Raw genomic sequence first — 951 nt, forward strand, 5'->3', positions numbered from 1 at the left:
TGACGTGCCCCTGAGAATTTCCTCCACGCGGAGCTAGAGTCCGGCCCTTGAAAGGACGGACGGAATGAAACGAGCGAGATTCACGGAAGAGCAGATCATCGGGATCCTGCGGGAGAACGAGGCCGGCGCCAAAGCGGGCGAGCTGGCGCGCAAGCACGGCGTGTCGGAGGGCACGATCTACGCCTGGAAGGCCAAGTTCGGCGGGATGAGCGTGTCGGACGCCCAGCGCCTCCGGGCCCTGGAAGACGAGAACGGAAAGCTGAAGCGCCTGCTGGCCGACGCCATGCTCGACAAAGCCGCGTTGAACGATCTGCTGTCAAAAAAGTGGTAGGGCCCGCGGCGCTGCGCCAGGCCGTCGCCCATCTGAAGGCGGCGTTCGGCGTCAGCGAGCGACGGGCCTGCTCCATCATCAAGGCGGACCGTAAGTCGGTGCGCTATCGCTCCTGCCGACAGCCGGACACGGCGCTGCGGGAGCGGCTGCGCGCCCTGGCTGTCGAGCGGCGACGGTTCGGCTATCGGCGGCTGTTCGTGCTGCTGCGGCGTGAGGGAGAACCCTCGGGCAAGAACCGGATCTACCGGCTCTATCGCGAGGAAGGCCTGACGGTGCGCAAGCGCCGCTCACGTCGTCGCGCCATGGGCACGCGCGCGCCGATCCTGGTCGAGGCCAGGCCGAACGCCCGCTGGTCGCTGGACTTTGTGCACGACCAGTTCGCCACGGGCCGCCGCTTCCGCATTCTCAACGTGGTCGACGACGTCACCCGCGAGTGCCTGGCGGCGATCCCCGACACCTCGATCTCGGGACGCCGCGTCGCGCGAGAGCTGACAGCGCTGATCGCTCGGCGGGGCCGTCCCGCCATGATCGTCAGCGACAACGGCACGGAGTTCACGTCCACCGCCATCCTGGCCTGGGCGCAGGATCATGGCGTCGACTGGCACTACATCGCGCCGGGC

At 68.0% G+C, this 951-nt stretch carries 1 pseudogene; it reads left to right on the forward strand.

Annotated elements, in window-relative coordinates:
* Positions 1-64: 64 nt before the first annotated feature.
* Positions 65-951: pseudogene (locus tag EGK63_RS16220) on the forward strand (IS3 family transposase); the annotation flags it as partial.

Source organism: Brevundimonas sp. 357, from assembly GCF_003938605.1.
In the GTDB taxonomy this organism is placed as follows: domain Bacteria; phylum Pseudomonadota; class Alphaproteobacteria; order Caulobacterales; family Caulobacteraceae; genus Brevundimonas.